Below are 24895 nucleotides of genomic sequence, written 5' to 3'. Positions count from 1 at the left end.
ACGGGACTTCTCCTGAAAGCAAATAAGATTCGTTCTCAGGCAAGTAGAGCATGGGAGCGTGGCACACGTCGTTTGTGGAAACGGCGGAATCGTTCGCGCAAACGGCAATCGCCGCGGCCGCGCGGGGATTTACAGGCGCGCGCGCACCTGGTTCGGCGTCAGCCCGAAGTGGCGGCGGAATGCCGTGGAGAAACTGCCCGGATTGGCATAGCCGGCCATGGCCGCGGCCTGCGTCACGCTCACCCCCTCGGATTCCAGGGCGTGGCGGGCCAGGCGCAGGCGCTCGTGCTGCAGGAAGTCGAACACCGTGATCCCCAGCGCCTGCCGGAAATGGCGTTGCAGCGTGGTGGCCGTGGTATTCATGTGGCGCGCGATCTGGTCGATGCTCAAGGGCTGGTCGGCGTGGCAGCGCAGCCAATGCGTAAGATCGACCATACGACGATGAACCGCCGCGGGCAACGGCATGGGATCGGTGCCATGGCAATCGCCCGCCCTGCCATGCGACAGCGCCTCGATGACCAGTTCGATGGCACGGCATTCAAGGTAGAGGCTGCCCAGCTGTCGCGGCATAGGCGGAGGACTCAGCAACTGCTCGGCCAGCAGCCGGATCCGCGTGGATGCGCTCCAGCAGCGCGTCGCCAGATGCGGGGCAATCACCGCGGTCTCGCCGAGCGACTGTTCCAGCCACTGCCGGCTCACGCCGATGCTGACACGCCGCGACGATTCTCCCCCTCGCACCACACGCCGGCATTCCTCGGGTTCGCGCAGCATCACCAGACCCGCGTCGGCCCCCTGACCACGAACCAGATTCAGCGCGGCCCGGCCGTAGCTGACGTCGATCCTGCCGTCGAGCACCAGTACGATCCGCAGGGAATCGTCCACAGTCGCCAACCCCGTCGACGACTCGCCACCGGCCTCGCAAGCAAGCTGCAAGCTCAGGCCGGGTCGCAGGCGATGGAATTTCCGCAAGGGCGGCGCGCTGGCCAAGCCAGGCGCACCGGACTGGGTGCTTGCCATAAAAAAAAGCGGCCGCCGTTCGGGACGAGGATGGCCACGACACGTTCATGAAAACGATTCTCATTATATTTTCTGCGGTCCTGTGTGGCAAGAACCAGTTTCAGCGTGAGAATGTTGTCGCTGTGCTGACCGCGATGGAACCGCGCGGCCTGGCTCACGGCATCCCCGGCCAGCCCCAGGTTATGTTCTCAAGGTGCCCGATTCCGGCGCGGCTACGTGCCCGGGGCCCGGCCCGGCGCCGCTCGACTGCCCAGCGCTATCCGCGATCGGAGCCTTGGCGCCCTGTACTTCCAGACATCATGATGTAGCACATCGCAATTGCAGCCAGTGCCGCCCCGGCCCATAACGGATACGACCCGCCCAGGCCAATCAGCTGGCCGCCTATCATTGTCCCGATAGCGATCCCGATATAGATTCCCGAAGAGTTCAGCGCAATGACCAGGTTGGCTTCCTGTGGAGCCAGGCTGATCAGCCTTTGCTGCTGTGCGGGTGACTGGGCCCAGCTGCTGCCCCCCCAGCACGCTATCAGGAAAGAAATCGGATAGATCGCTTCAAGTCCTTTCCCGCCGAACATGAGGCCCAGGCCGCCAAGGGCCAAGGTCATGACAAGGTATGCGCAGGCAAGCGTCATGATCGGCCCGTGCCTGTCCGTAGCCCACCCGGAAAGATAGTTGCCGCAAAAGGCGCCAAGCCCATACATGAACAGCATCATGGTGAAATTGGCGGGCGGGACCTGAAAGCCTTCCAGGATGGAGATGACGAAGGCGTACGCCGAATAGGCGGCGGCCATCCCGAAAACCGTGAGCATCAGTATGCCCACGACACCTGGTCTTGCAAGCACCGACAATCGTTGCCGCAAACCGATGGCGGCGCCTCCGGGCATGGGCTTCATCACAAAAAAGACCGTTGCCGCCGCCGCGAATGCAAGAACGCCGACAAAAGCCAATGAGGCGCGCCAGTTCATGAACACGCTGATCGCATGGCCAAGCGGAACGCCCAATGCAGTGGCGACGGTGAGCCCTCCGATCACGACGGAAAGCGCTCGCGCCCGCTGACCGGGATGCACCATGGCGGCAGCCGTCGCCCCCGCGTTCGGGGTGTAGGCCGCCGCCGATGCGGCGGCGGCTATCCGCGTCAGTATGAGAAGCCCCAATGTCGTACATGCCGCGGAAGCGATGTTGGCAAGGCCGAGCAAAACCAGCGACGACACAAGCAGCCTGCGCCGGGCCACCGTGGAAGTCATCGTCGCGATGATCGGGGCAAGCAATGCATAGGCAAGGGCGAACGCAGTGACCGACCACCCGGCCATCGATGCGCTCACAGACAGGTCTTCGGCCATCTCCGGCAAAAATGCGGAAACGATGAATGCATCCATACCGACCGCAAACGTACCCAAGGCCAAAACCAGGGTTGAGCCCAGGGAGCGCTTTGATTGCTCGACGTTTTCCATTTTCATATCAGGATATTTAATATCTAGATTAACGAACCAAAAAAAGAGGGAAACCCTCTTTTCCAACGGCTAGCTTGAATAGCCCGCATACCATTGCTTCATTCGCTGGCTCCCTGATGGCGGAGATGCCTTTATCAGATCGGCAATGGTCTGCGCGGCCAGCTCCTTTCTCCATGCGGTCTCGGCTCGCTGCATGGCGGCGGCGATTCCACAGGGACGCGCGAAGTCGTTTGGCTTGGCAAGACATCCCGCGCCACGCTGCCTGATTTCGGTGCACCGGAATGCCCACTCATCTCCCTCGATGGCCATCACGACATCCAACAGGGAGATCGCCTCGGGAGCCTTCGCGAGTTGAAAGCCCCCCTTGGCGCCCGCCGAAGAAGTGAAAATTCCGGCACGCACCAGACTCTGGAGAAACTTGTTCAGATAGTGCGAAGGCAGTTCGAATGCGGCGGCGAGCCTGGACGTCGGCACCGGCCCGTCATTGCCGACCCACGCCAGGGTCAGGCAACAGTGCAATGCCCATTCAACACCTTCGCTCATCTTCATGCTATTTACAATTTCCAGTGATCGATATGAAATTACGCAACGCATGCAGCGCTGTTGCCATCGATAGGCCAACATCCGCAACGACGGGCTGTTTCGCGCACCATCCAGCAGGTAGCTTCGCCGCTTTAATTTGGATAAATTATATCTAGATAAATTGCACCGTCAACCAACGACGCGGCACATCAATGAGGGTAGCGCAATGAAACCAGAGAAAGTGCACCTGACGCAGGAGAAGGAGACCCTGCTGATCACGCTGTTCGCGAAGGCCGGCGAATCCGAACTGGGCGACTCGCTCCTGAACGACTGCTATGCCGCGGAAGCGGTGAAACGCATCGATTATGACTTCGCCAGGCTCAAGGTCGGCCGCGACATGATGATCGGTCTGGCGATGCGCGCCCACCATCTTGACGAATGGGCGCGCCGCTTCATCGAACGCCATCCTCGATGCGTCGTACTTCACCTGGGTTGCGGGCTGGATACGCGCTACTTCCGCATCGCCCCAGCGCCGGGCGTGCGCTGGTACGACGTCGACTACCCCGAGGTGGTCGACCTTCGGCGTCGGCTTTTCGCGATGCAGGAAGGCTATTTCCTGATCGCATCCGCTGTCCAGGATGTCGCGTGGCTTGAGCAGGTTCCCGCCGACCTGCCAGTGCTCGTAATCGCGGAGGGCCTGCTGATGTACCTGTCGCGAGACGACGTCAGGGCGCTACTCGGGGGTATCGTTTCCAGGTTTCAACACGGGGAATTCATCTGTGACGCGCTCAGTTCCCTGGGCGTTCGCTTCGTCCAGCGCATTCCGTCGGTGCGCGCCACCGGCGCACAGTTGAAGTGGGGAATCGACGACCCGCGTGAGCTGGAGGCACTCGCGCCGCCGCTGAAACTGGCCGAAGAGGCCGACTGCTATCGCCGCGATGACGTCGCGCGGTTTTCCCTGCTGTCGAGAATATCCATCGGCATCATGCTCGCGATCCCCGCCCTCCGGCGCATGAACCATCTCCTTCGCTACACCATTCAACGCGATCCACGCCCGACGCCGCGGTAGCGGATGGAGGCAATGTAAGTGGCAATGGCCTGGCGGGAGTTGGCGTAGCGACCTCACTGGTTCCTTGCAGGCAACATTGAAGGGAATTCATGACGTCACTGGATAGCGCGGGTCCCGGATATCTTACGGGCACTGGGCCGCGCCGTGCGGCTCTCTGGAACCAAGACAGAGGACATCACCATGCAGGCATATCGGATCACCGCCGGCCAGGGTATCGGCTCGTTGCAACGCGGGGCGCTGGCAGCGCGCGCCCCCGGTCCCCATGAGGTGCGCGTGCGCGTCAAGGCCGTTTCGCTGAACTTCCGCGACCTGATGGTCGCGCGTGGCGGCTACCTGAAACCGGCGGACGCCCCCGTCATTCCAGCGTCCGACGCCGCTGGTGAAGTCGTGGACGTCGGCGCCGGGGTCACACGCTACCGGCCGGGCGACCGGGTGATGGGCGCCTTCTTTCCGGACTGGATCGATGGCGAGTCCGACCCCGTCAACACCGCGCGGGTGCCGGGCGCCGCCAGCGACGGCGTGCTGGCCAGCGAGGTCATTTTCTCCGAGCACTCCCTGGTCGCCATTCCCGATTCGCTCTCGGATGAACAGGCCGCGACCTTGCCATGCGCCGCCGTCACCGCCTGGAGCGCCCTGTTCGTCGCGGGACGCGCCAAAGCCGGCCAGACCGCCTTGCTGCTGGGCACCGGCGGGGTATCGATCTGGGGCCTGCAACTGGCCAAGGCAGCGGGCCTGCGCGCCATCATCACCTCGTCCAGCAACGAGAAACTGGCGCGGGCGCGCGAGTTGGGCGCGGACCACGTGATCAACTACCGCGACAACCCCGAATGGCAGGACGAAGTGCTGCGCGTCACCGGCGGCGAAGGCGCCCACGTGGTGCTGGAAGTCGGCGGCGAGGGCACGCTGGAACGCTCGGTCGCGGCGGTCCGGCACGGCGGCGCGGTCGGCATCATCGGCGGTGTCAGCGGTTTCGACTCGGTGCCGGTCTCGCCCTTGGCGTTGATCGCCGGCCACAAGCGCCTGGAGGGCATTCTGGTGGGCAGCCGCAAGATGCTGGAAGATGTGACGCGGCTGGTCGACAGCGCCGGCATCGCGCCGGTGATAGACCGGGTCTACGGTTTCGACGAGGCGCCGGCCGCGTTCGAGCGCCTGGCCTCGGGCCGTCACTTCGGCAAGATCGTGATCCGCGTCGACCGCTGAACGGCACAAAGAAAAAGGCCGCCTTGATGGCGGCCCAGGTGTCGAGAGACAACGCTCTTCAAATGCGGAAAGCCGCGTCGGGCGTTGTCGAGACACCGACCTTATTTCTCGTTTTCAACATCGGGGCCACGCCCCGAGGCATCACTCCACCGTCACGCTCTTGGCCAGATTGCGCGGCTTGTCCACGTCGGTGCCACGGGCGCAGGCCGTGTGGTACGACAGCAGCTGCAGCGGCACCGTGTGCAGGATCGGCGACAGCTTGCCGTAGTGCTCGGGCATGCGGATCACGTGCATGCCTTCGGCGCTCTGGATCTTGCTGTCGGCGTCGGCGAACACGTACAGCTCGCCGCCGCGCGCGCGCACTTCCTGCATATTGGACTTCAGCTTTTCCAGCAGCTCGTCCTTGGGCGCGATGGTGACAACGGGCATGTGCTCGGTCACCAGGGCCAGCGGGCCGTGCTTGAGTTCGCCGGCCGGGTAGGCCTCGGCGTGGATGTAGCTGATTTCCTTGAGCTTGAGCGCGCCTTCCAGCGCGATCGGGTAATGCATGCCGCGGCCCAGGAACAGCGCGTTTTCCTTCGAGGCAAAGCGGTCGGCCCAGGCCATGATCTGCGGTTCCAGCGCCAGCACCGAGCCGATGGCCACGGGCAGGTGGCGCAGCGCCTTCAGGTGTTCGGCCTCCTGCTCGTCGGTCAGGCGGCCGCGCACTTGCGCCAGCGCCAGCGTCAAGAGGAACAGCGCGGTCAGCTGCGTGGTGAAGGCCTTGGTCGAGGCCACGCCGATTTCGACGCCGGCGCGCGTGATGTACGACAGCTTGCATTCGCGCACCATGGCGCTGGTGGACACGTTGCAGATGGTCAGCGTGTTTTCCATGCCCAGCGAGCGGGCGTGCTTGAGCGCGGCCAGCGTGTCGGCGGTTTCGCCCGACTGCGAGATCGTGACGACCAGCGAACGCGGGTTCGGCACGCTGTCACGGTAGCGGTATTCGCTGGCGATTTCGACCGCCACGGGGATCTTGGCGATCGATTCGATCCAGTACTTGGCGGTCAGGCCGGCGTAGTAGCTGGTGCCGCAGGCCAGGATCAGCAGCGAGTCGATGTCCTTGAAGATCTTGTAGGCGTCGTCGCCGAACAGTTCGGGCGTGATGGCCTCGATGTCCTGCAGCGTGTCGCCGACGGCGCGCGGCTGCTCGAAGATCTCCTTCTGCATGTAGTGGCGGTAGGGGCCGAGTTCAGCCGCGCCGGTGTGCACCTGCACGGTATGCACCTGGCGTTCCACATTCTTGCCGTTGGCGTCCACGATCCAGACGCGCGCCAACTGCAGGTCGACGACGTCGCCGTCTTCCAGGTAGATGATCTGGTCGGTGGTGCCGGCCAGCGCCAGCGCGTCCGAGGCCAGGAAGTTCTCGTTCTGGCCCACGCCCACCACCAGCGGCGAACCCTGGCGCGCGCCGACCACGCGGTGCGGCTCGTCGCGGCAGAACACGGCGATGGCGTAGGCGCCATGCAGGCGGCGCACGGCGTTCTGCACGGCCTCGAACAGGTCGCCGGCATACAGGTGGTTGACCAGGTGCGCGATCACTTCGGTGTCGGTCTGGCTTTCGAAGACGTAGCCCACGGCCTGCAGCTCGGCGCGCAGTTCGTCGTGGTTCTCGATGATGCCGTTGTGCACCAGCGCGATGCGCGGCTCGTCGTTGCCCAGGTGCGAGAAATGCGGGTGGGCATTGTGCGTGGCCGGCACGCCGTGCGTGGCCCAGCGGGTGTGGGCGATGCCGGTGAAACCTTGCACCTTGTCCTGCGCGACCTGTTCGGCCAGCTCGGCCACGCGCTGGGTGCTGCGCGTGCGGCGCAGGTGGCCGTCGGCGTAGACGGCGACGCCGCAGGAGTCATAGCCGCGGTATTCCAGCCGCTTCAGGCCTTCGACCAGGATCGGGGTGATGTCGCGCTGGGCGACGGCGCCAACAATGCCGCACATAGGAGAGACTCCTGAAAGTTCGAGTACGGAACGCATTGTGCGCGTCCCGCCAAGAAATTTGATTTCTTTATCTGGTCATATTTGACAGTTTATTCACTTACATATTTGTGATTAAATAATATTTCACTAATCATGAATTTATGAATTAATCATGCAAAACCAGCCGATCACCCTGCCTGAGTTGGACGATCTGGACCTGCGCATCCTGGAACAGTTGCAAGACGACAACTCGCTGACCAACCAGGAACTGGCCGCGCGCGTGCACGCCTCGCCGCCGACCTGCCTGCGACGGGTGCGGCGCCTGGTGGAAGAAGGCGTGATTGCGCGCCAGGTGGCCATCCTGGCAGCCGACAAGCTGGGCAGCACGCTGACGGCCATCGTCGAGATCACGCTGGACGTGCAGGCGGCCGAAAGCCTGGACGCCTTCGAACGGATCATGCTGGCCGAACCGGCGGTGCTGCAGTGCTACCGCGTGTCGCCGGGACCGGATTTCGTGGTGATCGCGCAGGTCAAGGACATGCCGGCCTATCACGCGCTGGCGCACCGCGCCTTCACCGCGCACGCCAACGTGCGCAACGTGCGCACGTTCTTCTCGGTGCACCGCGCCAAGTTCGAGACCCGTATCGATCCGCGCGGATAGGAGCCGGGCGGTCGGGCCGCGACGCCGCTAGCGCGCCGCCAGCAGCCGCTCGAACTGCGCCAGATAGCGATTGCCCATCTTCTGCACGTCGTGCTCGTCGCGCACGTACTGATACGCGCGCTCGGTGATTTCCTGGCGGAACGCGGCGTCATCCAGGCAACGCGCCATGCCCTGGGCCATGGCGTGGAAGTCGGCCACCGCGCACAGCACGCCGCGCCCGTCCGCCAGGCTTTCCTTCAGGCCGCCGGCATCGGTGGACACCACCGGCACGCGTTGCAGGAAGGCGTCCAGCACGCTGCTGCCCAGCGCCTCTTCCTCGGAGCTCATGACGAACACGTCGAGGATGCAGTAGAAATCCTCGACGCCCTTGCGAAAGCCCGCGAAACGGTAGACGTCCTCGACCCCCAGCGCCCGCGCCTCGTCGCGCGCCTGCTGCTCGCGATCGCCGCCGGCGCCGAAGTGCAGGAAGACGAAATCGCGCCGCGTCTTCGCCAGTTCGGCCACCGCCCGCACCAGCGTCACCGGATCCTTGTCGCGGATCAGCGCGGCCGACGTGGCCATGACCTTCTTGCCTTCCAGGCCAAATTCGCGCACCAGCGCGGCGACGTTTTCCTGGTTGATCCGGTGCGGCTCGACCGCGCTGCGAATGATGACCGGATCCAGCCCCAGGCGACGCGGTTCGCTCGCGGCCATGTCGCTGATGGCCACGAACAGGTCGGTGTGGCGCCACTTGTAGCCGGTCTTCCATTCCTCGTTGGGCTTGACCACGAACGAAGTGCGGCGCGAGAACGCCACCGGGCGGCGGTGCAGCCACTTGGTCAGCACCGCCCAGGTGATGGTGTTGGCGGTCTGGGCGTGGATGATGTCGTAGCCGCTGCCCGCGCGCGCCAGGAATGCTAGCTGCGCCGGCACGTTGCGGACGGGGTGCGCCACGAAACCTTCCTGGCGCACGCGTTCGGCCAGCGGACCGCCCTCGCGGCACAGCACTTCGACCTGGTGGCCGGCATTGCGGAACGCGCGCATGCAGTACAGCGTCTGGCGTTCGCCGCCGCGCCACCCCTTCTCGAAGTTGAGCTGCAGGATCTTCATGCGCGGCCGATGCCCGAATACTCGAAGCCCTGGGCGCGCACGTCGGCCGGCGTGTAGAGATTGCGGCCGTCGATGATCAGCGGCGTCTTCAGCAAGGCCTTGACGCGGTCGAAGTCGGGCGCGCGGAAGACCTTCCATTCGGTGGCGATCAGCAGCGCGTCGGCGCCGTCGAGCGCATCGTACATGTCGGTGGCGAAGCTCACGCCGGGCTTGCCATCCAGAATCCGGCCGGCCTCGTGCATGGCCACCGGATCGTAGGCGCGCACGGTGGCGCCGCGGCGCGTCAGCTCGTCGATCACGGTCAGGCTGGGGGCCTCGCGCATGTCGTCGGTATTGGGCTTGAACGACAGGCCCCACAGCGCGATCTTGCGGCCGCTCAGGTCCTCGCCGTAGCGCGCCACCAGCTTTTCCGACAGGCGGAACTTCTGCGCATGGTTGGCGGCCTCGGCGGCCTCGATGACACGCATCGGCAGCGCATTCTCGGCGGCGGTGTTGACCAGCGCCTGCACGTCCTTGGGGAAGCACGAGCCGCCGTAGCCGGCGCCCGGATACAGGAAGTGGTAGCCGATGCGCGGATCGGCGCCGATGCCGCGGCGCACCTGCTCGATGTCGGCGCCCAGCGCTTCGGCCAGGTTGGCCATCTCGTTCATGAACGAGATGCGGGTCGCCAGCATGGCGTTGGCGGCGTATTTGGTCAGCTCGGCCGAGCGCACGTCCATCACCATCAGGCGGTCGTGGGTGCGCTGGAACGGCTCGTAGATGCGGCGCATGACGCCGATGGTGTAGTCGTCGTCGGCGCCGACGATGACGCGGTCCGGGCTCATGAAATCGTTGATCGCGGCGCCTTCCTTCAGGAATTCCGGATTCGAGGCGACGCTGAACGGCACCTCGACACCGCGCTTGGCCAATTCCTCGGCCACCGCGGCCCGCACCTTGTCGGCGGTGCCGACCGGGACGGTGGACTTGTCCACGATCAGCTTGCGGCTGGTCATATGCCGGGCAATGTTGCGGGCGGCGGCCAGCACGTATTTCAGGTCGGCCGAGCCGTCCTCGCCGGGCGGCGTGCCCACCGCGATGAACTGCACGTCGCCGAACGCCACGCTCTGGGCCACGTCGTCGGTGAAATGCAGGCGGCCGGCCTGCACGTTGCGCCGCACCAGGTCTTCCAGGCCGGGCTCGTAGATGGGGATACCCCCCTGGCGCAGCAGGGCGATCTTCGCCGCATCCACGTCCAGGCACATGACGTCGTTGCCCATGTCGGCCAGGCATGCCCCCGACACCAACCCTACGTAACCGGTACCCACGACCGTGATCTTCATGCCTGAACGCCTTAAAAATAGGTAATCGTCGCGCCCGGGCATCCTGCCCCAGCGCCGGTCGCCATTATAGAAGGGCCGCCAGCCCGCCCGGAACGCGGCGCCCGCGGCGATCGGCTGGCGCTAGGGCGCCCGCAGCTTGCTGAAGCGCACCGTGTTCACGACCACCGCCAGCGCCGCGCAGATCGTGCCCAGCACCAGGGCCAGCCCCGGTCCGTGCGCCGCGCTGACACTGAAAGCGATCGCCACCAGCGCCGTGCCGAAGCTCTGCCCGAACACCCGGGTGGTCGCCTGCAGGCCGCCGGCCGCGCCGCTGCGCACGCGCGGCGCGGCCGACAGCATGGCGCGGTTGTTCGGCGTCTGGAAGAAACCAAAGCCCACGCCCGCCACGAACATGCCGGCGATGATGGGCACGTTGCCCACGGAAGCGGGCAGCGCCGCCAGCCACAGCATGCCGATCACCATGGTCGCCGCGCCCACGCCGCTCAGGGTGGCGGCGGAGTAGCGGTCCGACAGGCGGCCGGCCAGCGGCGCGATCAACGCCGTGCCCACCGGCCAGGCGCCCATCAGCATGCCCACCTCGAGATACGGCCGTCCCAGCACCTGCTGGAAATAGAAAGGCAGCGACACATACGAGGCCATCTGCGCCGCAAAGGTGCAGGCCGACGCCCCCACCGCGAACGCCAGCGGCCGGATGCGCAGCAGGTCCACCGGCACCAGCGGCGCGGGCTGGCGGCTGGCGCGGCGCACCAGTACCAGGCCCGCCACGGCGGCAATCGCCACCAGGCCGATCCCGCGCAGCAGGTCCTCGCCCATCATGTCGATGCCGGAAATGAACACGCCCAGCGTCGCCATGCACAGCAGCGCGCTGATCCAGTCCAGCCGCACGTCGTTGCGCGGCACTTCCGGCAGGTGGCGCAGGCCGAACATGGCCAACACGCAGATGGGCAGGTTGACGGCGAAGATCCACGGCCAGGGCGCCACCGACAGGATCGCCGAGCCGATCGTCGGCCCCAGCACCGACATCACCGCCACCGTGGTGGCGTTGATGCTGATGCCGCGCCCCAGCATCTTGAGCGGATAGATGTTGCGCACCAGGCCGCCGAACAGGCACATCAGCGTCGCCGCGCCCACGCCCTGGAACACGCGCGCCGCCGTCAGTTGCGCCAGCGTGCCGGCCAGCGCGCAGCCCAGCGAGGCCAGGGTGAAAAGCACCAGCCCGAAGGTGAACATGCGCCGGAAACCGATGCGCTCGGCCAGGGCCGACAACGGCAGCAGCATCATCACCACCGCCAGGTTGTAGGCATTGACCACCCACACCGCCTGCGCCGGCGAGGCATTCAAGTCGGCCGCGATGGTCGGCAGCGCGACGTTGGCGATGGTGGTATCCAGCACCGACAGGCTGATGCCCGTCATCACGGTCGCCGCCGCCCAGTAGCGGCGCGGCGCCGGCAAACCGTCCGGCGCGGCAGGCTTGGACTTGCCCGCCGGCGCCGGGGACGCCGGCGCGGTCACGACTTCTTGACCGGCCGTTGCCAACCGTCGACGGTGACCTGCTTGCCGCGCGATACCGTCAGCTTGTCGGCCGGCGCATCACGGGTCAGGGTGGTGCCGGCGCCCAGCGTGGCGCCGCGACCGACGCGCACCGGCGCCACCAGTTGCGTGTCCGAGCCGATGAAGGCGTCGTCCTCGATGACGGTGCGGTGTTTGTTGACGCCGTCGTAGTTGCAGGTGATGGTGCCCGCGCCCACGTTCACGCGCGCGCCGATGTCGGCATCGCCGATGTAGGCCAGGTGGTTGGCCTTGCTGTCGGCGCCCAGCACGCTCTTCTTGATCTCGACGAAGTTGCCGACATGGGTGCGATCGCCGAGTTCGGCGCCCGGACGCAGGCGGGCGTACGGACCAATGCGCGCGTCGCCGCCGACCTGGGCCTGCTGCAGATGGCTGAAAGCCTCGATCTGCGTGCCCGCGCCGATGCTGACGTCGCGCAGCACGCAGTGCGGGCCCACGCGCACGCCGTCGGCCAGCGTCACCTGGCCCTCGAACACGCAGCCCACGTCGATGAACACGTCACGGCCGCAAGTCAGCGTGCCGCGCACGTCGAAACGGGCGGGGTCGGCCAGCGTCACGCCGGCCTCAAGCTGGCGACGCGCCTGCTCGCCCTGATAGCGGCGCTCCAGTTCGGCCTGCTGCACGCGGCTGTTCACGCCCAGCGTCTCCCACGATGCGTCCGGCTGGGCCGCGCCCACCGGCACGCCGTCGGCCACGGCCAGCCCGACCACATCGGTCAGGTAGTACTCGCCCTGGGCGTTGTTGTTGTCGATGCGCGAGAGCCAGTCCTTGAGCTGCGCGGTGGGCGCGGCCAGGATGCCGGTGTTGACTTCCTTGATGGCGCGCTCGGCCTCGGAGGCATCTTTGTGCTCGACGATGCGGCAGACGTTGCCGGCGGCGTCACGCACGATGCGGCCGTAGCCGGTCGAGTCGGCCAGCACTTCGGTCAGCACCGCGGCGCCGTTGCCGCGCGCCTGCAGCAGGCGGCGCAGCGTCTCGGGCTGCACCAACGGCACGTCGCCGTACAGCACCAGGGTCACGTCGTCCTTGCCGTCGCCTTCGCGCAGCAGCGGCACGGCCTGCTGGACCGCGTGGCCGGTGCCTTGCTGCGGCTGCTGCAGCGCGAATTGCAGATCGTCCTGCCCCGCGAAAGCCTGCTTGACGCGGTCGGCGCCATGGCCGACCACCACGATGACACGGGCCGGCTCGAGCTGGCGGGCGCTATCCAGCACGTGGGCCAGCATCGGCTTGCCGGCCAGGGTGTGCAGCACCTTGGGCAGGTCGGACTGCATGCGCTTGCCGAGTCCGGCGGCGAGAATCACTACATTGAGCATAAGTTCCGGTATTTGAATGCGCCCGCTACCGCCATGCGGCGGTCCGGGACGGGATTGAAAAAATCAGGGCTTGCCGTCGGCAGGCCCGCTGTTCTTGGTGGCCGCCTTGGCGGCCGGTTTGCGCGCGGTCTTGCGGGCGGGCTTGGCGACCGTCTTGGCAGCCTTGGCCGCCGGGGCGGCCGCGGCCTGCGGGCCGCCCGGCGTGGCCTTGGACTTGTCGGCCTCGGGCGCCGGCTGGCTGCCGGGCATCGATGCGGCCGTGGCCGCCGCGATCTGGTTGAATTGCTGTTGCAGCAGGTCCCACCAGGCCTTGGAGGCCGACTGCGCCGCCGCGCCCATCTGCTCGCTCATGCCGGGCTGGGCGCCGGCCGCGCCGCCGTCGGACTCGGGAGCCTTGGCCTCAGCCTTCGCAGCGCCCGCGGCCTCTTGCGACGAGCCTTGCGACGGGCCTTGCGGCGCGCGCTTGGCGGCAGGGGCCGGCTTCAGGCCCAGCACCACTTCCAGCGGCGACGCCGCGCCGCTTTCGCGCACCGCGCCCAGGTCCAGGTTGGCGGCCGAATCGACAAAGGCGCGCAGCGTGCTGATGGTGGAGCGCTGCACTTCCATGCCCTGGATCGTGCTGGACAGCATCGACAGGTTCATGCGCAGCCAATTTTCCACCGAACGCAGTTCGGCGATACGGCGGTCCAGGTCTTCCAGGTTCATGGGCGGCGCCATCGGCAGGCTGCTCGCCAACCCGCCTGGGCCGGTCAGGCCAGCCCAGGCCTGGCGCATCATTTCCATGCTGGCCAGCAGGGGGTTGCCCGACAGGTCGGAATTCTGGCCCATGCCGGGCAGGACGAACGGGTTGCTGTGTTGGTCGCTCATTCCTGTCTTCCCATAGATCGCAAAACGCTGCCGGCCGGCGTGGTCATCCCGGCAGCAGCTGATTATTCTCCACCCGCACGTGGTCGCCGGACGCGAAGGCGAACGGCTGCGCGCTGCGGAATTGGCGCGAGCTGCCGTCGTTCATGCGTACCGTGAGCTCATAGTGCGTCACCGTTTGTTGCTGCCTGATATTACGCTCAACTTCACGGCCTGCCAAAGCGCCGCCCACCGCGCCCAGCACGGTCAGCGCGGTCTTGCCGCTGCCGCCGCCGAACTGGTTGCCGACCACGCCGCCGGCCACGCCGCCAGCAATGGTGCCGACCAGGTGGTCGCTATTGTCCTTGACCGGCACCTGCACCTGGCGGATCGATTCAACCACGCCGCAATTGCGGCAGGCCTGCGCCGCCGGGGCTGGCGCCGGCGCAGGGCGGCCTTGCGCCTGGGCCTGCGGGGCCTGCGCCTGGGCTGGCGGCCGCGCGGCCGGCGCTTGCGGCTGGCCAGGCGTCGCGGGCTGGGCCGGCGCCAGATTGGCGGCCTCGGGCCCGGGCTGGGCCAGCGCCGGGTCCTCGGCGTGCGGGGTGGCCGACGGTGTCGGCAGCCAGCCCATCACGGCGGCCACGCCGACCGAGCACATGACGATCACCGCGATGGCGGCGGCCGCGACCAGCGGATGCAGGCCGCGGCGGGGAGATTCGGTTGGGGCGGGATAATTCATGACGATGCTCCATCGTTACTAACCGGCAGTGGTATAGCACCCGGATGCGGTTTCGGCATGTTGCGATGGTGACGCTTCATTGCTGCGCCGAAGCGGTTGGACAGCCCGCGGCATTCGTGGAAAATAGGACCATGAATGCCATCACCTTGCCTCAGATCGAAGCGGCCATCAACTATTGGCGCAATGTCTCGCCGTCCACCGGCGACGAATCGCGCCTGTGCCCGGAGGCGGCCGCGCTGGCCACCCCCTATGCCCTGATGATCATGTCGCACCGCCGCGAACTGCCCATGGCGGATATCGGCGACAAGGCGCGCGATGCGCTGGCCCGCTGGCGGGCCGCGGGCGGCGAATGACGCCATAGGCCGCACACCCGATCGCGCGGCAGCGCCTGCCGATGCCTGCCCGGCTGGCCGACCGCGGCGGCGGCATCAACCCTTGAGCAGGGCCTGGATGTCGTGCACCAGGGCATCGACCCCGATGTTGTTGTTGGCCAGCACGCGCGATTCACCCTTGCCGTCGAGCAGGTAGAAGGCCGCGGTGTGGTCCATGGTGTAGTTGCCGTCCTTGGTCGGCGCCTTGGCGTAATAGGCCTTGAACGAGGCCGCCGCCTTCTTCACCTGGTCGGGCGTGCCGGTCAAACCCAGAAAACGCGGGTCGAACGCGGTTACGTATTGCTTGAGCACTTCCGGCGTGTCGCGCTCGGGATCCACCGTGATCAGCAGCACCTGGACGCGCTCGGCGTCCGGGCCCAGCTTTTTCATGACCTCCGTCAGCTCGGCCAGCGAGGTCGGGCAGACATCCGGGCACTGCGTGAAGCCGAAGAACACCACCACCGCCTTGCCAGCGAAGTCCTGCAGCGTGCGCGTCTTGCCGTTGTAGTCCGACAGCTCCAACCCGCGGCCCAGCTGGGTGCCGCTGATGTCGCTGCCCTTGAACTGCGGCGCGTTGTCGCCGCAGGCGGCCAGGGCGACGGTGAAAGCGGCGGCCGTGGCCAGGCGCAGGGCCAGGCGCCGACTGGCGGAAAATACGGACATCGACATCTCCAGGGGGTCAGATCAGCGCGACCCAGTGGTCCACCAGCAGGGCGCCGAACAACAGCGCCAGGTAGAGAATGGAAAAACGGAACATGCTGCGCGCCAGCTCGTCGCTGTAGTTGCGGTACAGGCGCCAGGCATACGACACGAACATGCCGCCCAGCACCATCGCGGACGCCAGGTACAGCGCGCCGCTCATGCGGATCGCGGTGGGCAGCAGCGTGGTGGCGACCAGCGCGATGCTGTAGAGCAGGATCTGCAGGCGCGTGAACTGCTGACCGTGCGTCACCGGCAGCATGGGCAGGCCGGCCTTGACGTAGTCATGGTTGCGATACAGCGCCAGCGCCCAGAAATGCGGCGGCGTCCAGATGAAGATGATCAGCACCAGCAGCCAGGCCTCGGCCGGCACCGAATCGGCCACCGCCGCCCAGCCCAGCGCCGGCGGCATGGCGCCCGACAGGCCGCCGATGACGATATTCTGCGGCGTGCGCGGCTTGAGGATGACGGTGTAGATCACCGCGTAGCCGACGAAGGTGGCAAAGGTCAGCCACATGGTCAACGGGTTGACCAGCGTGTACAGCACGAACATGCCGGCCCCGCCCAGCAGGCCCGACAGGCCCAGCACCTGGTACGCGGAAATGGTGCCGCGCGCGGTGGCGCGCCGCGCCGTGCGCAGCATGCGGGCGTCGACTTCCTGCTCGATCAGGCAATTGATGGCGAAGGCGGCCGCGGCCAGCAACCAGATGCCCAGGGTGCCGAACAGCACGCGGCGCATGTCGGGTACGCCCGGCACGGCAAGGAACATGCCGATCACCGCGCAGAACACCGCCAACTGGGTGACGCGCGGCTTGGTGAGCACGAAATATTGGCGGAGCAATCCGGATTGGGGAGCGGCAAGACTGGTCATCATGCACCCTATTTTAAACGCGCACCGAATTGGGGCCGTAGCCCCCGGCCGGCGCGCCGCCCGCCGTGGACAGGCGCACCATGAGGACGACGGCGGCCAGCGTCAGGCCGGCCGCCCCGCCATTGTGCAGCACGGCGATCAATAATGGCCACTGGAAGAAAATGGTCGTCAGCCCGGTCAGCAGCTGGGCGCCCAGCAGCGCCAGCATCAGCGTGGCGGGGCCGCGCAGCCCCCGGTCGGCCCGCAGGCGCCAGGCCAGCACGCCCAGGTACGCGAACACGACGAAGGCGAAATTGCGGTGCACCCAGTGGATCGCCGTCAGCGCCGGTTGCGAGATCATTTCGCCGGACGGCAGCTCGCCCAGCGCGCGGATGATCGAATAGCCGCCATGGAAATCCATGTCAGGCACCCATTTGCCGTGGCACATGGGGAAATCCATGCAGGCAAGAGCCGCGTAATTGGTGCTGACCCAGCCGCCCAGCGTCACCTGGATCAGCAGCAGGATGAAGCCGCCGACCACCCAGGGCCTGAAACGCCGCGCCGCGGCCGCCACGGCATGGTGCGGCCGTTCACGGGCCGACAACCAGGTCATCAGCGCCAGCACCGACAGGCCGAACACCAGGTGCGCCGTGACCACGGCGGGCATCAGCTTGTGCGTCACGGTCCAGGCGCCGAACGCGCCCTGCACGCACACCGCCACCAGCGTGGTCACCGCCAGGGCCGGCGAGCGGCCCAGTTCGCGGCGGTAGCGCCAGGCCATGTAGACGATGCCGATGATCAGCATGCCCAGGATCGAGCCGACATAGCGGTGGATCATCTCGATCCAGGCCTTGGACAAGGTCACCGGGCCGAACGGCATGGCCTGCGAGGCCTCGTGGATGTCGCCCATCGCGCCCAGCGGCGTGACGCTGCCGTAGCAGCCGGGCCAGTCCGGGCAGCCCAGGCCCGAGTCCGTCAGGCGCACGAAGGCGCCGAACATGATCAGGTCCAGCGTCAGGAACCAGGTGAAGAAGACGAGTTTGCGATACCGCGCTTTGATGCGTTCCATGGAAACCAACTGAATACCGATTCAACCGATGCGCGAGTTATAGACCAGCTTGCTGATGTCCTTGCGCACCTTCACGCCGTCGGCGTCGGCGGGATACTGCATCATCAGGTTGCCCAGGGGATCGATCACCCAGATCGGCTGCGCCAGGCCGGGCTGGCCGGCCGCGGCATCGCGCGCCAGCAGGAAGCGCGCCAACTGGTCCGGATCGGCGCGCAGCATGATCGTGCCCTGGTAGGCCTGCAGCACCTTGTCCGGCACCGGGCCGTCGTCGGTGATGAACCAGACGCGCGCCAGGCGGTCGACGTTCTTGCCCTGGCTGGCGTGGGTGTTGCGGGTGATGTAGAGCTTGCGGGCGCAGCTTTCCGGGCAGGCGGCGCCATCGGCCGCCACCAGCAGCCACTTGCCCTTCAGGCTCTGCAGGTCGAACGGCTTGCCATCCAGCGTGGTCAGCTTGAGCGCCTCCGGCGCGGGCATCGGCCGCTGCGGCTCGACCAACTGGCCATAGTTGCTGGCGTCCGCCGGCCACCACTGCGGATTCATGTAGACCACGAAGGCCGCCACGATCGGCGCCAGCGTGCACAGGAACACCAGCACCATCGGTGTCAGCGAGCGCCGTACGGGTTTGGAAGCAGTCATGTCGCGAGCCGCGTGGGTCATGGATTCTGTTGTCGGAAAGGGCGGTCAGGCCGCCGGGTCGTTGGCCGCGGCGCGTTGGCGCATGCGCTTGATGGCGCCCCCCAGCACCACCAGCCACGCAATGGCGGCAAACAAGGCGAAGGAAAACCATTCGACGGCATAGACCGTGTTCTGCTGGAAATTCACCGACGGCTGCGGCCAGTCGTGCACCAGGCCGTCGTCCTCGCCGGTGCCGAACTGGCTCACCACGGTGGGCAGCAGCGTCAGTCCGGTGGCCTTGGCGTAGGCCTCCAGCGGCAGGTTCTGCACCTGTGGCACGGCGCCGCCGGCGAGCGGCAGGCGCTCCGGCAGGCTGGAGGCGTCCTGGCCCCCCAGCGACCACAGCTCGAACATGCGCGGCACGCGCGGCGACAGCTCGCCCTTGATGGTCTGCGCGCCGTCGGGCGTGGCCGGCAGCGCCGGCGCGCCCTGGCCCTGGATCACCCGCGGCAGCCAGCCGCGCAGCACCAGCACCGCGTGGCGGCTGCCGGCATCCAGCAGCAGCGGCGTGGCCAGCCAGTAGCCCGGCTTGCCTTCATGGTTGCGGTTGTCCAGCAGTACACTGAATTCGGGCAGCCAAGTGCCGCTGGCCTGCGCCACGCGCCACGGCTTCATGTCGGCCGGCGCGGTCGACGGCGCCAGCACCAGCGGCGCTTGCTTGCGGCCGGCCTCGATAGCCGCCAGAATGTCGCGTCGCTCGTCGGCCCGCCGCAATTGCCATTGGCCCAGCGACGCCAGGATCACCACGGCGATCCCCAGCAGGAGCAAGGCGGCTACCGTGTAGCGGGTTGAATGCGGTCGAGCCATCTGTATTGAATCAATCGATTTTGTCCGGAGACCATCATGCGCGTTTTCGTCGTTCTGGCCTTCATCGGTATCCTGGCCAGTCTGGCATCCGCCCTGGTCTACCTGATGCGGGACAAAGGCAGCACCAACCGCACGGTCAACGCGCTGACGGTGCGCATCGGCCTGTCGGTTGCCCTGTTCCTGTTCGTGCTGTTCGCCCATCACATGGGCTGGATCGAAAGCACCGGTTTTAGATAAGCCCGCGTCCGGCCGGTTCCCCGGCCGCGCGACCCAGCCGTATTGGAACACGGACCGCCATCAAGCGAAGGGCGAGGCCGGCGGCGCCGGTTTCCCGGCGGCCCGCCGGCCTCGCCCCGTCCAGCCGATCGGCCCGGCAGCGCCGGGCCCACGCCTCAGAACCAGTAGACGAACAGGTACAGGCCCAGCCACACCACGTCCACGAAGTGCCAGTACCAGGCGGCGCCCTCGAAGCCGAAGTGGTGGTCGGGCCGGAAATGGCCGCGCATCAGGCGGATCAGGATGACCGTCAGCATGGTGGCGCCCAGGATCACGTGGAAGCCGTGAAAGCCCGTCAGCATGTAGAACAGCGAACCGTAGGCGCCCGAATTGAACTTGAGGTTCAGCTCGGTGTACGCGTGGTGGTATTCAGCGGCCTGGCAGGCCACGAAGATGAATCCGAGGATGACCGTGGCGGCCAGCCAGAACATGGTCTTGCCGCGATGGTTCTCGCGCAGCGCATGGTGGGCGATAGTCAGCGTCACGCCCGAGCTCAGCAGCAACGCGGTGTTGATGGTCGGCAGCCAGAAGGGGCCCACGGTCTGGAAGTGCTCGACCACGCCGGCCGGGCCGAAGTTGGGCCACACCGCCTGGAAGTCAGGCCACAGCATCAGGCGGTGGTCCATGTCGCCCAGCCACGGCGTGGTGATGGTGCGCACATACCAGAGCGCGCCGAAGAACGCCGCGAAGAACATCACTTCCGAGAAGATGAACCAGCTCATGCCCCAACGGTACGACCCGTCGATGCGCTTGCTGTTCATGCCGGCCTCGGATTCCTGGATGGCGTCGCCGAACCAGTAATACAGCACCACGATCAGCGCGATGAAGCCGATCAGCACCGACCACTTGGCCCAGCTCACGCCGTTGATCCAGCCCGCGGCGCCCAGGCCCATGAGCAGCAGCGCCACGGCCGTGCGCACGGGATGCCCCGAATCGGCGGGCACGTAGTAATAGGGTGCCTCTTTACCTTGAACCGAGTGGCTTGCACTCATGGCTTTCTCCCTGGTACTGATTTATAGAATTGAGTGATTCAAGTCAGGCTGGATACCGCCCAACGCACAATTAACACCAGCACGGCCACGAAGATCGCCGCCGCCAGCAGCCCCGCCACGATCACATGGACGGGATTGAGCCTGGCGCTGTCCTCGCGATAGCCCGCGCCCTTGCGGACGCCGAAAAATCCCCACGCCACCGCCTTCATCGTCTGGAAGAAGCTCAGCTTGCGCTGGGCGGATTCGCGCAGGTCGTCGCTCATCTCGTGGCCCGCTAGCCGCCGATGGCCTTGCCCGCCAGCAGCGCCGAACCGCGGAACACGGTCCAGGCGAACACGGCGATGACGAATACCAGCAGAACCAGTCCTGCGATCTTGTTGCGTCGGCGCTGCTCGGGGGTCATGGCCATGCTGCCTGTTGCGGGTTTCGGATCGGCGCTCACTTGACTTCGGGCGGCGTCTCGAAGGTATGGAACGGGGCGGGCGACGGCACGGTCCATTCCAGTCCTTCGGCGCCTTCCCACGGCTTGGCCGCGGCCTGCTCGCCCTTGCCCATGTAGCAACGCAGCACGGCCCACAGGAAGATCAGCTGCGACAGGCCGAACCAGAAGGCGCCGATGGTGGCGATCTGGTGGAACGTCGTGAACTGCGCGGCGTAGTCGGCATAGCGGCGCGGCATGCCGGCCAGGCCCAGGAAGTGCATCGGGAAGAAGGTCACGTTGAACGAGATCAGCGTCGACCAGAAGTGCAGCTTGCCCAGCTTTTCGCTGTACATGCGGCCGGTCCACTTGGGCAGCCAGTAGTAGGTGCCGGCGAACAGCGCGAACAGCGAGCCGGCCACCAGCACGTAGTGGAAGTGGGCCACCACGTAATACGTGTCATGCACCTGGATGTCGATCGGCGCCACCGACAGGATCAGGCCGGTGAAGCCGCCCATCGTGAACACGAAGATGAAGCCGATCGAGAACAGCATCGGCGTCTCGAACGTCATCGAGCCGCGCCACATGGTGGCGACCCAGTTGAACACCTTCACCCCGGTCGGGATGGAGATGAGCATGGTGGCGTACATGAAGTACAGCTGGCCGGTCACCGGCATGCCCGTGGTGAACATGTGGTGCGCCCACACGATGAACGACAGCACGGCGATCGAGGCGGTCGCGTACACCATCGAGGCGTAGCCGAACAGCTTCTTGCGGGCGAACGCGGGCACGATGGCCGACACGATACCGAACGCCGGCAGGATCATGATGTAGACCTCGGGGTGCCCGAAGAACCAGAACACGTGCTGGTACAGCACCGGGTCGCCGCCGGCGGCGGCGTTGAAGAAGCCGGTGCCGAAGTGGCGGTCGGTCAGCACCATGGTGATGGCGGCGGCCAGCACCGGCATCACGGCCAGCAGCAGGAACGCGGTGATCAGCCAGGTCCAGCAGAACAGCGGCATCTTCATCAGCGTCATGCCGGGCGCGCGCATGTTCAGCACGGTCACGATGATGTTGATGGCGCCCATGATCGAGGACGCGCCCATGATGTGCATCGCGAAGATGGCCAGGTCCATGCCCGGGCCCATCTGCAGCGACAGCGGCGCATACAGCGTCCAGCCGGCGGCGGTGGCGCCGCCCGGCACGAAGAACGAGGCCGTCAGCATGATCGCGGCCACCGGCAGCAGCCAGAAGCTGAAGTTGTTCATGCGGGCGAAGGCCATGTCGGACGCGCCGATCTGCATCGGGATCATCCAGTTCGCGAAACCCACGAACGCCGGCATGATGGCGCCGAACACCATGATCAGGCCGTGCATGGTGGTGAACTGGTTGAACAGTTCGGGGCGGAAGAACTGCAGGCCCGGCTCGAACAGCTCGGTACGCAGCAGCAGCGCCAGCGTGCCGCCTTCGAGCAGCATGACGAACGAGAAGATGAGATACATCGTCCCGATGTCTTTGTGGTTGGTGGCGAAAAGCCAGCGGCGCCAGCCGGTGGGGGTGGCGTGGTGGTGGTCATCGTGACCGTGGCCGTGGCCCGGCGACACGTGGTCTACAGTGACGCTGCTCATGATGGACTCCTTCCTGCTGAGTGCCGGCTCCGTTCCACGGAACCGGCAGGGTATCTCTGACTAAACGGAACCAGCTCTGCGATGGGAAAGCGGGGCGCGATCAACGCGCGGCCGCGACATCCTTCGGCATCACTGTCGGGTCCTGCCCCTTGCCGGCGTTGCTCCAGGCATGGCGCGTATAGCTGATGACCGCGGCGATCTCGACATCATTGAGCTGCGGGCCGAATGCCGCCATGGCGGTGTTCGGCTTGCCCTTGAGCACGGTGTTGATCTGTTCCGCTTTCGGGCCCAGAACAACCTTGTCTCCATCGAGGGCCGGGAAGCTGCCCGGGATGCCCTTGCCGTTGGCCTGGTGACAGGCCACGCAATTGGCGGCGAAGACCTTCTCGCCACGGGCAACCAGTTCGGCTTCCGTCCACTCTTTATTGGGATCGTCGGCGTTTGCCGCCATCTTCTTCTTTTGGTCTTCAACCCACTTATCGTAGTCCGCTTGCGCCAGGACTTCCACGACGATGGGCATGAAGGCGTGGTCCTTGCCGCACAATTCGGCGCACTGGCCACGGTAGATACCGGGTTTTTCGGCGCGGAACCAGGCGTCGCGCAGGAAACCGGGGATCGCATCCTGCTTGACGCCGAAGTCGGGAATCATCCACGAGTGGATGACGTCGGCGGCGGTCAGGACGACGCGTACCTTCTTGTCCACGGGCACCACCATGTGGTTGTCCGTTTCCATCAGGTAGAACTGGCCCTTGGCCTCGCGGCCTTCGATCTGGGCGCGCGGGGTCGACAGGGTGGAGAGGAATTTGACGCCGGCGGCGGGGCCGTCGAGATACTCGTAGCCCCACTTCCATTGATAGCCGGTGACCTTGATGGTCAGGTCGGCGCTGGAAGTGTCTTTCATGGCCACGACCGTCTTGGTGGCCGGCAGCGCCATGGCGATGACGATGATGAAGGGGATGACCGTCCAGGCCACTTCCACGCCGAGGTGTTCGTGGAAGGTCGCGGCCTTGTGTCCGCGGGATTTCCGGTGCGCCCAGATGGAGTAGAACATCACTCCGAAGACGCCCACGAAAATCACAATACAGATCGTGAGCAGCAGCCAGTGCAGCCACATGACATCACGCGTGATCTGTGTGACGCCTTCATGCAGGTTCAGCTGATTGACCTTCGGGCCGCCGGGCATGTCTTGCACCTGAGCGATGGCCGCGCTGCCAATCAGCAGCGCACAAGCGCCCAGTATCCCTCTCCACTTCTTCATGCTTACCTCGAAACACGGCGCGAAGGCCCTTGTCGCCTAGTGGCACGGATGTCACTGCAACAGGACTACGCGCAATTATTAGATGGCAGGGCTAGGCAGGGGGAGATAGAGCGGCCCCCGCATTCCCACTCGAAATCACAAAGAAACTGGCGGATTATAGCGGACGCGCAAACAGATGTAAGTTTGTGCCCTTGAATTCATGCGGCCCGCCCCCATCTGCCCGCGCCCCCTTGACGCGCCGGATAAACCGGGTGGCATAAAATCCCGGCAGTCCCATCACAACGGCCTCCCAATGCCCAAGCAGCTGTCCGATCTGTATGCCGCCTTGCGCGCTCGCGCCCAGGAGCCCGCCCCCGCGGGCGCGCACGCTCTCTATATAGCGGGACGACGCTGCGGCTGGGCCACGCATGCCGCCTGTGACGCCCTCCAGGGAGCCGCGCACATCGACGTGGATACCGACGCGCTGCGCATCGGCGCGGCGTTGCCCCCCGGCCCGGCGCTCGATGGCGTGCTCGAACAGACCGCGCAACTGTTGCGCCAAGCCAACTGCCTGAGGGGCTGGCGCGATGAATTGCTCGACGTCCTGGACGGCGACATTGCGCTGGGCGTGATCGAACGCGCGGCGGTGCGGCCGCTGGGTCTTTTGACCAAGGCGGTGCACCTGAACGCCTGGACCCCGGACGGCCGCATCTGGATCGCCCGCCGCGCGCTCAGCAAGTCCACCGACCCCGGCATGTGGGACACCCTGGTTGGCGGCCTGGCCGGCAGCGGCGAACCGCTTGAATCGGCGCTGGTGCGCGAATGCGGCGAAGAAGCCGGGCTGGACGCGCCCGACCTGACGCGGCGCTCGCCGCTACGCACCATCCTGCGCATCCATCGCCACCTGCCCGAGGGCTACCAGGTCGAGGACGTGCTCACCAGCACCTGTGTGCTGGCGGCCGACGCCAGGCCCGCCAACCGTGACGGAGAAGTGATGGAAATTGCCGCGGCCGACGTCGACACGGTGGTCCGCCGCGTGGCGGAGGGCGAATTCACGTTGGAAGCCGCGCTGGTGATCATCGAAGACATCATGCAGCGCCGCGCCGCCGGCGAGATCTGAGCCGGCGAC

At 66.2% G+C, this 24895-nt stretch carries 27 protein-coding genes; 6 read left to right on the top strand and 21 right to left on the bottom strand.

Going from position 1 to position 24895, the window contains the following annotated elements; all coding sequences use genetic code 11:
* Nucleotides 1-129: 129 nt before the first annotated feature.
* From DK459_RS28625 to DK459_RS28615, 4 genes are all read right to left on the bottom strand, one after another.
* Nucleotides 130-882, bottom strand: a complete 753-nt coding sequence (locus tag DK459_RS28625; protein WP_054506089.1) for a helix-turn-helix domain-containing protein — start codon at nucleotides 880-882, stop codon at nucleotides 130-132.
* Between the two features lie 53 nt (nucleotides 883-935).
* Entirely contained in the window at nucleotides 936-1175 is a 240-nt protein-coding gene (locus DK459_RS30670) for a hypothetical protein (RefSeq protein WP_158288285.1), read from the bottom strand.
* Between the two features lie 98 nt (nucleotides 1176-1273).
* Nucleotides 1274-2533 (bottom strand): MFS transporter, encoded by a 1260-nt coding sequence (locus DK459_RS28620; RefSeq protein ID WP_233256871.1) that lies wholly within the window; start codon nucleotides 2531-2533, stop codon nucleotides 1274-1276.
* 3 nt (nucleotides 2534-2536) lie between these two features.
* Nucleotides 2537-3016: an Rrf2 family transcriptional regulator gene (locus DK459_RS28615; RefSeq protein ID WP_006388111.1), complete on the bottom strand. Its 480-nt coding sequence runs from the start codon at nucleotides 3014-3016 to the stop codon at nucleotides 2537-2539.
* A gap of 199 nt (nucleotides 3017-3215) precedes the next feature.
* Between DK459_RS28615 and DK459_RS28610 the strand changes: the two genes are divergently transcribed.
* Both DK459_RS28610 and DK459_RS28605 read left to right on the top strand, forming a co-directional pair.
* The gene (locus DK459_RS28610; protein ID WP_110135213.1) at nucleotides 3216-4058 is read left to right on the top strand and encodes a class I SAM-dependent methyltransferase; all 843 of its coding nucleotides are present in this window, start codon (nucleotides 3216-3218) and stop codon (nucleotides 4056-4058) included.
* 180 nt (nucleotides 4059-4238) lie between these two features.
* A complete protein-coding gene (locus DK459_RS28605; protein ID WP_054506092.1) occupies nucleotides 4239-5258 on the top strand; it encodes an NAD(P)-dependent alcohol dehydrogenase in 1020 nt (339 codons plus the stop codon).
* A 141-nt stretch (nucleotides 5259-5399) separates the two neighbouring features.
* On the opposite strand, the gene glmS is transcribed toward DK459_RS28605, so the two are convergent.
* Nucleotides 5400-7232, bottom strand: a complete 1833-nt coding sequence (glmS, locus tag DK459_RS28600; RefSeq protein WP_020925581.1) for a glutamine--fructose-6-phosphate transaminase (isomerizing) — start codon at nucleotides 7230-7232, stop codon at nucleotides 5400-5402.
* 151 nt (nucleotides 7233-7383) lie between these two features.
* On the opposite strand from glmS, the gene DK459_RS28595 reads away from it, so the two are divergent.
* Nucleotides 7384-7872 carry an Lrp/AsnC family transcriptional regulator gene (locus tag DK459_RS28595; protein WP_110059132.1) on the top strand — a complete coding sequence of 163 codons (489 nt, stop codon included), beginning with the start codon at nucleotides 7384-7386 and terminating at the stop codon, nucleotides 7870-7872.
* Nucleotides 7873-7899: 27 nt separating this feature from the next.
* On the opposite strand, the gene DK459_RS28590 is transcribed toward DK459_RS28595, so the two are convergent.
* The 6 genes from DK459_RS28590 to DK459_RS28565 form a co-directional block, all read right to left on the bottom strand.
* Nucleotides 7900-8961 (bottom strand): glycosyltransferase family 4 protein, encoded by a 1062-nt coding sequence (locus tag DK459_RS28590; protein ID WP_110135212.1) that lies wholly within the window; start codon nucleotides 8959-8961, stop codon nucleotides 7900-7902.
* Nucleotides 8958-10280, bottom strand: a complete 1323-nt coding sequence (locus DK459_RS28585; protein WP_006388105.1) for a UDP-glucose/GDP-mannose dehydrogenase family protein — start codon at nucleotides 10278-10280, stop codon at nucleotides 8958-8960. Before DK459_RS28585 ends, DK459_RS28590 begins: the two co-directional genes overlap by 4 nt.
* Nucleotides 10281-10400: 120 nt before the next feature.
* Complete coding sequence (locus DK459_RS28580; protein ID WP_006388104.1) at nucleotides 10401-11792, bottom strand: MFS transporter; 1392 nt, start codon at nucleotides 11790-11792, stop codon at nucleotides 10401-10403.
* Nucleotides 11789-13162, bottom strand: a complete 1374-nt coding sequence (gene glmU / locus DK459_RS28575) for a bifunctional UDP-N-acetylglucosamine diphosphorylase/glucosamine-1-phosphate N-acetyltransferase GlmU (protein WP_006388103.1) — start codon at nucleotides 13160-13162, stop codon at nucleotides 11789-11791. The genes DK459_RS28580 and glmU overlap by 4 nt, the downstream gene beginning before the upstream one ends.
* Before the next feature lie 63 nt (nucleotides 13163-13225).
* A complete protein-coding gene (locus DK459_RS28570) occupies nucleotides 13226-14029 on the bottom strand; it encodes a PhaM family polyhydroxyalkanoate granule multifunctional regulatory protein (protein WP_038502618.1) in 804 nt (267 codons plus the stop codon).
* Between the two features lie 43 nt (nucleotides 14030-14072).
* A complete protein-coding gene (locus DK459_RS28565) occupies nucleotides 14073-14744 on the bottom strand; it encodes a glycine zipper 2TM domain-containing protein (protein WP_054499301.1) in 672 nt (223 codons plus the stop codon).
* A 131-nt stretch (nucleotides 14745-14875) separates the two neighbouring features.
* Here DK459_RS28565 and DK459_RS28560 point away from each other — a divergent pair, with 131 nt between their 5' ends.
* The gene (locus tag DK459_RS28560) at nucleotides 14876-15097 is read left to right on the top strand and encodes a DUF3717 domain-containing protein (RefSeq protein WP_006388102.1); all 222 of its coding nucleotides are present in this window, start codon (nucleotides 14876-14878) and stop codon (nucleotides 15095-15097) included.
* Between the two features lie 75 nt (nucleotides 15098-15172).
* Here the strand turns inward: DK459_RS28560 and DK459_RS28555 are convergent, their stop codons facing one another.
* The 5 genes from DK459_RS28555 to DK459_RS28535 are packed head-to-tail and all read right to left on the bottom strand — an operon-like array spanning nucleotide 15173 to nucleotide 19215.
* Nucleotides 15173-15778: an SCO family protein gene (locus DK459_RS28555; RefSeq protein WP_006388101.1), complete on the bottom strand. Its 606-nt coding sequence runs from the start codon at nucleotides 15776-15778 to the stop codon at nucleotides 15173-15175.
* Between the two features lie 16 nt (nucleotides 15779-15794).
* Nucleotides 15795-16685, bottom strand: coding sequence for a heme o synthase (gene cyoE, locus DK459_RS28550; protein WP_110135288.1), 891 nt, complete (start codon nucleotides 16683-16685; stop codon nucleotides 15795-15797).
* Between the two features lie 13 nt (nucleotides 16686-16698).
* Complete coding sequence (locus tag DK459_RS28545; protein ID WP_006388099.1) at nucleotides 16699-17733, bottom strand: heme A synthase; 1035 nt, start codon at nucleotides 17731-17733, stop codon at nucleotides 16699-16701.
* A 21-nt stretch (nucleotides 17734-17754) separates the two neighbouring features.
* Nucleotides 17755-18369 (bottom strand): hypothetical protein, encoded by a 615-nt coding sequence (locus tag DK459_RS28540; RefSeq protein ID WP_232063924.1) that lies wholly within the window; start codon nucleotides 18367-18369, stop codon nucleotides 17755-17757.
* Between the two features lie 45 nt (nucleotides 18370-18414).
* Nucleotides 18415-19215 (bottom strand): SURF1 family protein, encoded by an 801-nt coding sequence (locus DK459_RS28535; protein WP_024067443.1) that lies wholly within the window; start codon nucleotides 19213-19215, stop codon nucleotides 18415-18417.
* A gap of 36 nt (nucleotides 19216-19251) precedes the next feature.
* Here DK459_RS28535 and DK459_RS28530 point away from each other — a divergent pair, with 36 nt between their 5' ends.
* Nucleotides 19252-19452, top strand: a complete 201-nt coding sequence (locus DK459_RS28530; protein WP_006388096.1) for a twin transmembrane helix small protein — start codon at nucleotides 19252-19254, stop codon at nucleotides 19450-19452.
* 155 nt (nucleotides 19453-19607) lie between these two features.
* Here DK459_RS28530 and DK459_RS28525 read toward each other — a convergent pair whose 3' ends face one another.
* The 5 genes from DK459_RS28525 to coxB form a co-directional block, all read right to left on the bottom strand.
* Nucleotides 19608-20483, bottom strand: coding sequence for a cytochrome c oxidase subunit 3 (locus tag DK459_RS28525; RefSeq protein WP_006388095.1), 876 nt, complete (start codon nucleotides 20481-20483; stop codon nucleotides 19608-19610).
* Nucleotides 20484-20521: 38 nt separating this feature from the next.
* Complete coding sequence (locus tag DK459_RS28520; RefSeq protein WP_006388094.1) at nucleotides 20522-20746, bottom strand: DUF2970 domain-containing protein; 225 nt, start codon at nucleotides 20744-20746, stop codon at nucleotides 20522-20524.
* Nucleotides 20747-20757: 11 nt separating this feature from the next.
* Nucleotides 20758-20886, bottom strand: coding sequence for a cytochrome oxidase small assembly protein (locus DK459_RS31065; protein ID WP_020925592.1), 129 nt, complete (start codon nucleotides 20884-20886; stop codon nucleotides 20758-20760).
* 35 nt (nucleotides 20887-20921) lie between these two features.
* Nucleotides 20922-22529, bottom strand: a complete 1608-nt coding sequence (gene ctaD / locus DK459_RS28515; protein WP_006388093.1) for a cytochrome c oxidase subunit I — start codon at nucleotides 22527-22529, stop codon at nucleotides 20922-20924.
* Between the two features lie 100 nt (nucleotides 22530-22629).
* A complete protein-coding gene (coxB, locus tag DK459_RS28510) occupies nucleotides 22630-23787 on the bottom strand; it encodes a cytochrome c oxidase subunit II (RefSeq protein WP_006388092.1) in 1158 nt (385 codons plus the stop codon).
* 292 nt (nucleotides 23788-24079) lie between these two features.
* On the opposite strand from coxB, the gene DK459_RS28505 reads away from it, so the two are divergent.
* Nucleotides 24080-24886 carry an NUDIX domain-containing protein gene (locus DK459_RS28505; RefSeq protein ID WP_110135211.1) on the top strand — a complete coding sequence of 269 codons (807 nt, stop codon included), beginning with the start codon at nucleotides 24080-24082 and terminating at the stop codon, nucleotides 24884-24886.
* The last annotated feature ends 9 nt before the right edge of the window (nucleotides 24887-24895 follow it).

Origin of the sequence: Achromobacter sp. RW408, from assembly GCF_003184165.1 — a bacterium.
Classification (GTDB): Bacteria; Pseudomonadota; Gammaproteobacteria; order Burkholderiales; family Burkholderiaceae_B; genus Achromobacter; species Achromobacter xylosoxidans.
This window is presented reverse-complemented; position numbering and strand designations above follow the sequence as displayed.

Excerpts from the sequence above, each read along its gene's own strand:
- DK459_RS28615 (WP_006388111.1), bottom strand. The coding sequence starts at position 3,016 with ATGAAGATGAGCGAAGGTGTTGAATGGGCATTGCACTGTTGCCTGACC.
- DK459_RS28610 (WP_110135213.1), top strand. The coding sequence starts at position 3,216 with ATGAAACCAGAGAAAGTGCACCTGACGCAGGAGAAGGAGACCCTGCTG.
- DK459_RS28605 (WP_054506092.1), top strand. The coding sequence starts at position 4,239 with ATGCAGGCATATCGGATCACCGCCGGCCAGGGTATCGGCTCGTTGCAA.
- glmS (WP_020925581.1), bottom strand. The coding sequence starts at position 7,232 with ATGTGCGGCATTGTTGGCGCCGTCGCCCAGCGCGACATCACCCCGATC.
- DK459_RS28595 (WP_110059132.1), top strand. The coding sequence starts at position 7,384 with ATGCAAAACCAGCCGATCACCCTGCCTGAGTTGGACGATCTGGACCTG.
- DK459_RS28590 (WP_110135212.1), bottom strand. The coding sequence starts at position 8,961 with ATGAAGATCCTGCAGCTCAACTTCGAGAAGGGGTGGCGCGGCGGCGAA.
- DK459_RS28585 (WP_006388105.1), bottom strand. The coding sequence starts at position 10,280 with ATGAAGATCACGGTCGTGGGTACCGGTTACGTAGGGTTGGTGTCGGGG.
- glmU (WP_006388103.1), bottom strand. The coding sequence starts at position 13,162 with ATGCTCAATGTAGTGATTCTCGCCGCCGGACTCGGCAAGCGCATGCAG.
- DK459_RS28570 (WP_038502618.1), bottom strand. The coding sequence starts at position 14,029 with ATGAGCGACCAACACAGCAACCCGTTCGTCCTGCCCGGCATGGGCCAG.
- DK459_RS28565 (WP_054499301.1), bottom strand. The coding sequence starts at position 14,744 with ATGAATTATCCCGCCCCAACCGAATCTCCCCGCCGCGGCCTGCATCCG.
- DK459_RS28560 (WP_006388102.1), top strand. The coding sequence starts at position 14,876 with ATGAATGCCATCACCTTGCCTCAGATCGAAGCGGCCATCAACTATTGG.
- DK459_RS28555 (WP_006388101.1), bottom strand. The coding sequence starts at position 15,778 with ATGTCCGTATTTTCCGCCAGTCGGCGCCTGGCCCTGCGCCTGGCCACG.
- cyoE (WP_110135288.1), bottom strand. The coding sequence starts at position 16,685 with ATGACCAGTCTTGCCGCTCCCCAATCCGGATTGCTCCGCCAATATTTC.
- DK459_RS28545 (WP_006388099.1), bottom strand. The coding sequence starts at position 17,733 with ATGGAACGCATCAAAGCGCGGTATCGCAAACTCGTCTTCTTCACCTGG.
- DK459_RS28540 (WP_232063924.1), bottom strand. The coding sequence starts at position 18,369 with ATGACTGCTTCCAAACCCGTACGGCGCTCGCTGACACCGATGGTGCTG.
- DK459_RS28535 (WP_024067443.1), bottom strand. The coding sequence starts at position 19,215 with ATGGCTCGACCGCATTCAACCCGCTACACGGTAGCCGCCTTGCTCCTG.
- DK459_RS28530 (WP_006388096.1), top strand. The coding sequence starts at position 19,252 with ATGCGCGTTTTCGTCGTTCTGGCCTTCATCGGTATCCTGGCCAGTCTG.
- DK459_RS28525 (WP_006388095.1), bottom strand. The coding sequence starts at position 20,483 with ATGAGTGCAAGCCACTCGGTTCAAGGTAAAGAGGCACCCTATTACTAC.
- DK459_RS28520 (WP_006388094.1), bottom strand. The coding sequence starts at position 20,746 with ATGAGCGACGACCTGCGCGAATCCGCCCAGCGCAAGCTGAGCTTCTTC.
- DK459_RS31065 (WP_020925592.1), bottom strand. The coding sequence starts at position 20,886 with ATGACCCCCGAGCAGCGCCGACGCAACAAGATCGCAGGACTGGTTCTG.
- ctaD (WP_006388093.1), bottom strand. The coding sequence starts at position 22,529 with ATGAGCAGCGTCACTGTAGACCACGTGTCGCCGGGCCACGGCCACGGT.
- coxB (WP_006388092.1), bottom strand. The coding sequence starts at position 23,787 with ATGAAGAAGTGGAGAGGGATACTGGGCGCTTGTGCGCTGCTGATTGGC.
- DK459_RS28505 (WP_110135211.1), top strand. The coding sequence starts at position 24,080 with ATGCCCAAGCAGCTGTCCGATCTGTATGCCGCCTTGCGCGCTCGCGCC.